This is a genomic window from Chryseobacterium sp. SIMBA_028 (assembly GCF_046535285.1).
Taxonomy (GTDB): domain Bacteria; phylum Bacteroidota; class Bacteroidia; order Flavobacteriales; family Weeksellaceae; genus Chryseobacterium.
Genome location: NZ_JAWRWZ010000684.1, coordinates 1 through 246, shown reverse-complemented (window position 1 = coordinate 246; position 246 = coordinate 1). Strand labels below are relative to the sequence as shown.

Annotated in this window: 1 protein-coding gene; it reads right to left on the bottom strand. The window is 57.3% G+C overall.

Going from position 1 to position 246, the window contains the following annotated elements:
- A partial coding sequence (locus SCA31_RS24985) for a TniQ family protein (protein ID WP_410699642.1) occupies positions 1 to 234 on the bottom strand: 234 nt, incomplete at its 3' end.
- Between the last annotated feature and the right edge of the window lie 12 nt (positions 235 to 246).

Below are 246 nucleotides of genomic sequence, written 5' to 3'. Positions count from 1 at the left end.
CCCACAATTCGGGCAGAAGCCAACGAGCTTAGCCGCATGTTTTGGGCACGCGTCAACTGTCCCAATATCCCATGCGAGTCGAAAGTAAGGTTCGCGACCTTCGCTGAGGTCTTGAGCAAAACACAGTGGGCACCAACGGCAGTGCGGCGAGAGAAGACCAATACCGGCAATGACGTTGCGCCACGGGAGCATGGTGAGCAGGTCAAGTTGCGCGATGCCAGTGAGTTGCGACAGTACGGACGACCA